This window comes from Burkholderia sp. Ax-1720, from assembly GCF_011753035.1.
Taxonomy (GTDB): Bacteria; Pseudomonadota; Gammaproteobacteria; order Burkholderiales; family Burkholderiaceae; genus Burkholderia; species Burkholderia gladioli.
On sequence record NZ_VWWK01000259.1, the window covers coordinates 1 to 7,061 of the forward strand.

General features: G+C 72.4%; 4 protein-coding genes and 2 riboswitches. Of the genes, 3 read left to right on the plus strand and 1 reads right to left on the minus strand.

The window, feature by feature from the left end; translation table 11 throughout:
- The coding region (locus F3J18_RS34475; RefSeq protein WP_240156492.1) for a cobalamin biosynthesis protein at positions 1 to 312 on the minus strand (312 nt) is incomplete at its 3' end.
- Positions 313 to 349: 37 nt separating this feature from the next.
- Positions 350 to 575, minus strand: a riboswitch (cobalamin riboswitch).
- Positions 576 to 726: 151 nt separating this feature from the next.
- Positions 727 to 996: riboswitch (cobalamin riboswitch) on the plus strand.
- A gap of 241 nt (positions 997 to 1,237) precedes the next feature.
- Here F3J18_RS34475 and cobW point away from each other — a divergent pair.
- From cobW to F3J18_RS34490, 3 genes are all read left to right on the plus strand, one after another.
- A complete protein-coding gene (cobW, locus tag F3J18_RS34480) occupies positions 1,238 to 2,308 on the plus strand; it encodes a cobalamin biosynthesis protein CobW (RefSeq protein ID WP_166916577.1) in 1,071 nt (356 codons plus the stop codon).
- Positions 2,309 to 2,324: 16 nt separating this feature from the next.
- Positions 2,325 to 6,230, plus strand: coding sequence for a cobaltochelatase subunit CobN (gene cobN / locus F3J18_RS34485; RefSeq protein ID WP_166916579.1), 3,906 nt, complete (start codon positions 2,325 to 2,327; stop codon positions 6,228 to 6,230).
- Positions 6,227 to 7,061, plus strand: an 835-nt coding sequence (locus F3J18_RS34490) for an ATP-binding protein (RefSeq protein ID WP_166916581.1), incomplete at its 3' end; no start/stop codon positions are given. The genes cobN and F3J18_RS34490, both read left to right, overlap by 4 nt.

The following is a 7,061-nucleotide window of genomic DNA, read 5'->3' on the forward strand; positions in this document are numbered from 1 at the left end:
CGCGCAGCAGGCCACCAGGCCGGGTTCGGCGGCCTTGGAGTCGAGCGTCGCGACGCGGGCGATATCGGCCAGCGCGAGGCCGGGCCGGCGCGCGAGCGCGGCGGCGATGGCGGCCTCGATCGCCTCGGGCGACTTGCCGGCGCGGCAGCCGACCCCGACGACGATGCGTGGCGCGGCGATGCGATCCGGAGCGATGCAGGTCATGCTGGGCGGACGAGTGGTGAACGAGCGAACAAACGTGCAAGCAAGCTGGCAAAAAAACGGCGAACCACGGTGCCGACGACGCTTCGTGCCTCGATGCGGATTTCGCATGGCGCCCGTCCCACGCGGGTGCCATGTCCGGCGAGCCGGGCTCGCCGTCTGCGTCGGCCGGTATCCGGGCTGGCCGCCTGTCATGCCGACGCCTTCCCGCCGCAATCGGCAGTGGCTCGAGTCGGCCTGCGCGTCGCGCTTGCGCGATTCGCCGGCGGCGTACCGTTGCGGGGACAGCACAGGCTGGCGGCGCGCCGCTCCCTGTTTCCCGTTTAACCGCCGCCGCGAATGCGACTGCGGGCACCGAACGCGCGCATACGATAGCACAGCGGACGGGGCCGGAAGGGCGCTCGCCGGGGCTTGCCGGGCAGGCGCCTCGGTGGCGCGGGCGCACAAAAAGAGCCGCGGCGCCGAGCGCGCCCCATCGCGCGCCGCGGCCGGCCGCGCCGCCTTGACGCGTCTTGGCGCCGCGCCTACACTCGCACGCGTTTTGGTGCTCGCGTGCGGATTCTCTTGGCACGCAGTTGAACGGGAAACAGGGAAGCTCGCCGCGCCGCGGACGACCTCAACCTGTGCTGCCCCCGCAACGGTAAGCGCATGCATCGCGCAAGCGATGCGAGCCCCGCTTCACCGCGCCCCGAGTCGCTCGGGCGCGCGGCCCGGCCACTGGACGCGAGACGCGTCCGGGAAGGCGAAGCGGCGCTGTCGCCAGCCCGGATACCGGCCAGAACCACGGAAGCGCCAGTCGCGCGCGAGCCCCGGGCCAGGCCCGGCGGCGCGCGGCGGCGAATCCGCAGGGAAGCGTCGCGGGTGGCGGCGCGGGTTCCCGTGCAGCCTCGCGGCCGCGCCCTGGGCGCGTCGGCCGGCCAGTCCATCGTCGATGATCGTCGTCCCCGGGCGGCCGGCATGACGACCGGCAGGCCGGCCGCGCGTCGTGCCGACGCCGCGATGGCATCATCCACCGACTCACCGACAGGCGAATTCCATGCAAATGCGCAAAATCCCCGTGACCGTCGTCACGGGCTTCCTCGGCAGCGGCAAGACCACCTTGCTGCGCCACATCCTCGAAAATGCCTCGGGCCGCCGGATCGCGGTGATCGTCAACGAATTCGGCGAGCTCGGCATCGACGGCGAGATCCTGAAGGGTTGCGGCATCGGCTGCGAGGAGGGCGCGGAAGCGGCCGGCCAGCTCTACGAACTGGCCAACGGCTGCCTGTGCTGCACGGTGCAGGAGGAGTTCTACCCGGTGATGGAGGCGCTGGTGGAGCGCCGCGAGCAGATCGACCACGTGCTGATCGAGACCTCCGGCCTGGCGCTGCCCAAGCCGCTGGTGCAGGCCTTCAACTGGCCGTCGATCAAGAACAGCTTCACCTGCGATGCCGTGATCACGGTGGTCGACGGCCCTGCCGCCGCGGCCGGCCAGTTCGCCGAGGACGTGCAGGCGGTGGACGCGCAGCGCCGCGCCGATCCGAACCTCGACCACGAATCGCCGCTGCACGAACTGTTCGCCGACCAGCTTTCCTCGGCCGACCTGGTGATCGTCAACAAGACCGACCTGCTGGACGCGGCGCAGTTCGCCGCGGTGGAGACGACGATCCGCGAGGAGATCCCGGCGCACGTGAAGATCGTGCGCGCGCAGCGCGGCGAGCTCGACCTGGCCACCCTGATCGGCCTGAACGCGGCCTCCGAGGAAACCATCCACCTGCGTCACGATCATCACGGCTCGGCCGAGGATGCCGACCATCACCACGACGAATTCGATTCGGTGGTGGTCGAGGCGCGCGTGAGCTCGCGCGAGGCGACCATCGCCGCGCTGCGCGCGCTGGTCGACGCGCACACGATCTACCGCGTGAAGGGTTTCGCGGCGCTGCCGGCCACGCCGATGCGGCTGGTGATCCAGGGCGTGGGCGGGCGCTTCGACAGCTACTTCGACCGGCGCCTCACCGAGGCGGACGGCGCCACCAGCCGTTTCGTGCTGATCGGCGAGGACCTCGACGCGGCCGCGCTGCAGGCGGCCTTCCTCGCCGCGCTCGGCGACGCCGTGCAAGCGGCCTGAGGCGCGAAGGCTCCCGATGCATCTGCTGCGCACCACGCCGGGCGGTTTCGTCGACGACACGCAGGGCGTGATCCGCATCGACCAGCGTCCTGCCGAGATCGTGATCCTCAGCTCGGCGGACACCACGCTGTCCCTGCTCGCCAGCGCGGTGCCGCTGCTCGGCGAGGGTTTCCCGAGCCTGCGGCTGGCCAACGTCAGCTTCCTGCGCCAGCCCGCCTCGGTCGACTTCTATATCGACGACGTGCTGCAGCACGCCAGCGTGGTGGTGATCGACCATCTCGGCGGCGAGGCCTACTGGCCTTACGGGATCGAGCAGGCGGTCGCGCTGGCCGAACGGCGCGGCCAGCAGTTGGCGATGTTTTCCGGCGACCTGCAGGAAGATCCGAACCTGGTCGCCAGGAGCACCGTCGACCCGGCGCTGTGCCGGCAATGGTGGCGCTACCTGCGCGAGGGCGGCGCCTGGAACGCGCAGGCGCTGTTGCGCAGCATCGCCTTCCATGCGCTCGGCGTCGGCGAGGCGCCGTCGCCGCCGCGTCCGCTGCCGGCCGCCGCGCTCTATCACCCGATGCGCGAGCCGGCCGTGGTGGAAGACTGGCACGCGCGCTGGACCAGCGGCGCGCCGGTGGTCGCGATCCTGTTCTACAAGGCGCATTGGCAGGCCGCCAACACGGCCGTGTTCGACGCGCTGATCGAGGCGCTCGAGCGCGAGGGGCTCAACCCGCTGCCGATCGCCGTCACCTCGCTGAAGGACGCCGCGAGCCGCGAGGTGATCGCGCGGCTGGTCGCCTCGGAGCGCGTCGCGCTGGTGCTCAACACCACCGCCTTCGCGGCCGGTGCGATCGACGCGCCCTCGGCCGTCGAGCTGGCCGGCGACGCGCCGGTGCTGCAGGTGATCCTCTCGGGCGGCAACCGCGAGGCCTGGCTGGCCGATCCCCAGGGCCTGCACGCGCGCGACATCGCCATGCACGTGGCGCTGCCCGAGGTGGACGGGCGCATCGTCACGCGCGCGGTCAGCTTCAAGGGGCTGGCCTATCGCTGCCCGCATACCGAGGTCGACGTGGTGCGCTACCAGCCCGACGCGGAGCGCATCGCCTTCGTCGCCGAGCTGAGCCGCCGCTGGTGCCGGCTGCGCACCGAGCCGAACGCGGGCAAGCGGCTCGCGCTGGTGCTGGCCAACTACCCGACCAGCGAGGGGCGTATCGGCAACGGCGTGGGGCTCGACACGCCGGCCTCGGCGCTCGGCATCCTGGCCGCGCTGGGCGAGGCGGGCTACACGCTGGCCGGCGCGCTGCCCGAGACGGGCGACGCGCTGATCGCGCGGCTCACCGAGGGTGTGACCAACGATCCGACCTCGCAGGCGATCCGCCCGGCCTTCCAGAGCCTCGCGATGGATGCCTACCGGCGCCGTTACGCACGGCTGCCGGCGGCCGCGCGCGAGGCGATCGAGGCGCGCTGGGGCGAGCCCGAGCAGGACCCGACATTGCGCCACGGACGTTTCCCGATCGCCGGCTGGCGCGCGGGGCAGGTGTTCGTCGGGATCCAGCCGGCGCGCACGCGCGAGGCGAACGACTACGCGAGCTATCACGATGCCGAGATCGTGCCGCCGCACGCTTATCTGGCCTTCTACTTCTGGCTGCGCGACGCATTCGCGATCGACGCGATCGTGCACGTCGGCAAGCACGGCAATCTCGAATGGCTGCCGGGCAAGAGCGTGGCGCTGTCCGAGGCCTGCTGGCCCGACCTGATCCTCGGGCCGCTGCCGCATCTGTACCCGTTCATCGTCAACGATCCCGGCGAGGGCAGCCAGGCCAAGCGCCGCGCCCAGGCGGTGATCGTCGACCACCTGATGCCGCCGCTCACGCGCGCCGAGAACTACGGGCCGCTGCAGGACCTGGAGCGGCAGGTCGACGAATACTACGACGCGCTGATGGTCGATCCGCGCCGCGCCAAACTGTTGCGCCGGAGCATCCTCGACACCATCGTCGAGCACCGGCTGCACGAGGAACTGAGCCTGGCCGAGCCCAGCGGCCGCGACGACGAGGACGCGCTGCTCACGCGCGTCGACGCCTGGCTCTGCGAACTGAAGGAAGCGCAGATCCGCGACGGCCTGCATGTCTTCGGCCGCTCGCCCGAGGCGCGCCAGCGCCGCGACACGCTGCTCGCGCTGGCGCGTTTCCCGGTCGGCGACGGGCTCGGCGCGAACGCCGGCCTGATCGCCGCGCTCGCGCGCGATCTCCAGCTCGGCGCCGGTTTCGATCCGCTCTCGGCCGACTGGGCCGCGCCCTGGCAGGGGCCGCGCCCGACCGAGTTGAGCGAGGTCGACGCGACGCCGTGGCGGCATGCCGGCGACACCCGCGAGCGGCTCGAACTGCTGGCGCAGCGGCTCGTCGCGGGGCTGGCCGGCGAGGGCGAGGGCGAGGGCGGGAGCGGGAAGGGCGACGGCGGGGGCGACCGTGAAGCCGAAGGCTTGGCCCCCCGGCACGAGCCCGACGACGCGGCCGACCTGCTCGCGCTGCGTCGCCTGCGCGCCGAAGCCGGGCGCTGGCCGGCCACGCTGGCCGTGCTCGAGCGCGTCGCGCGCGATCTCGCGCCGCGCCTGGACGACTGCGGTGCCGACGAATTGCGCCATCTGCTGCGCGGCCTCGACGGCCGTTTCGTGCCGCCCGGGCCGAGCGGCTCGCCCTCGCGCGGCCGTCCCGACGTGCTGCCGACCGGCCGCAACTTCTACTCGGTCGACACGCGCGCCGTGCCGACCCAGGCGGCCTGGTCGCTCGGCATGAAGTCGGCGCACCAACTGGTCGAGCGGCATCTGCAGGAGCATGGCGACTATCCGCGCGCGGTCGGCCTGTCGGTATGGGGCACGGCCACCATGCGCACCGGCGGCGACGACATCGCCCAGGCCTTCGCGCTGATCGGCGTGCGCCCGAAGTGGGCGCACGGCAGCCACCGCGTGACCGACTTCGAGATCCTGCCGATCGAGATCTTCGAGCGCCCGCGCATCGATGTGACGCTGCGCGTCTCGGGCTTCTTCCGCGATGCCTTCGCCAACCTGATGCACCTGTTCGACGCGGCCGTGCAGGCGGTCGCCGAGCTCGACGAGCCGGCCCACCTGAACCCGATCCACGAGCGCGTGCGGCGTGACGCGGCGGCCCTGGTCGAGCGCGGCGCGAGCGCCGAGGAGGCGCGACGCCGCGCCGGCTGGCGCGTGTTCGGCGCGCGGCCGGGCAGCTACGGCGCCGGCCTGCAGGAGCTGATCGACCAGCGCAACTGGCAGAGCGACGCCGACCTGGCCCGGGCCTACCAGTCCTGGGGCGGCTACGCCTACGCGCAGGGCAGCGCCGGCGAGGCCGCGCAGGACGCCTTCGGCGCGCGGCTGGCCAACATCGACGCAGTGGTGCAGAACCAGGACAACCGCGAGCACGACCTGCTCGACTCCAACGACTACTACCAGTTCCAGGGCGGCATGGCGGCCGCGGTCCGCCATCTGTCGGGGCGCCAGCCGGCGCTCTACCACGGCGACCACAGCCGCCCCGACACGCCGCGCATGAACACGCTCGGCGAGGAGATCGCGCGCGTGATCCGCTCGCGCGTGGTCAACCCGAAGTGGATCGACGGCGTGAAGCGCCACGGCTACAAGGGCGCGGCCGAGCTGGCCGCCACCGTCGATTATCTCTATGGCTACGACGCCACCGCGCGCGTGGTGGCCGATCATCAATACGCGCTGGTCGCCGACGCCTACGTCAACGACGCCGACACGCGCGCGTTCCTCGAGCGGCACAACCCGCATGCGCTGCACGGCATCTGCGAGCGCCTGCTCGAAGCGATCCAGCGCGGCCTCTGGCAACAACCCGGCGCCTATCGCGAGCAGCTCGAGGCACGCCTGCTCGCCGTCGAACAGCATCTGGAAGGAACCCGGCGATGAACCCGCACGACCCGAGCGGCGGCCTGCCGCCGTTTCCGTTTTCCGCGCTGATCGGCCAGGCCGCGCTGCAGCAGGCGTTGTTGCTGGTGGCCGTCGATCCCTCGATCGGCGGCGTGCTGGTGAGCGGGCCGCGCGGCACCGCGAAATCGACGGCGGCGCGCGCGCTGGCCGAGCTGCTGCCGCGGGGCCGCTTCGTGACGCTGCCGCTGGGCGCCGCCGACGAGCACGTGACCGGCACGCTGGACCTGGCCGGCGCGCTCGGCGAGAACGCCGTGCGTTTCTCGCCGGGGCTGCTGGCGCGCGCGCATCTGGGCGTGCTCTATGTCGACGAGATCAACCTGCTGCCCGACGGCCTGGTCGACGTGCTGCTCGACGCGGCCGCGAGCGGCGTCAACACGGTCGAGCGCGACGGCATCTCGCACACACACGCGGCGCGCTTCGCGCTGGTCGGCACCATGAATCCGGAAGAGGGCGAGTTGCGTCCGCAGTTGCTGGATCGCTTCGGCTTGATGGTGGAACTCGAGAACTGTCGCGACATCGCCGAGCGGCAGCGCATCGTCAAGGCGCGGCTGGCCTTCGATCTCGATCCGGCGGGCTTTCGCGCCGGGCATGCCGCGGCACTGGCCGCGCTGGCCGAACGGATCGGCCGCGCGCGCGAGGCGCTGGCGAGCGTGCAGGTCGACGACAGCGTGCACGAGCAGGTTGCCCGGCTCTGCATCGAGGCGGCCGTCGACGGGTTGCGTGCCGACCTGGTGATGCTGCGCGCCGCGCGGGCGCTGGCCGCCTTCGAGGGCGCGGCGGCGGTGAGCGCCGCGCAGGTCGAGCGCGTGG

What these genes read in the sequence shown, in the direction of transcription:
- cobW (WP_166916577.1), top strand. Translation starts at nt 1,238, where the DNA reads ATGCAAATGCGCAAAATCCCCGTGACCGTCGTCACGGGCTTCCTCGGC.
- cobN (WP_166916579.1), top strand. Translation starts at nt 2,325, where the DNA reads ATGCATCTGCTGCGCACCACGCCGGGCGGTTTCGTCGACGACACGCAG.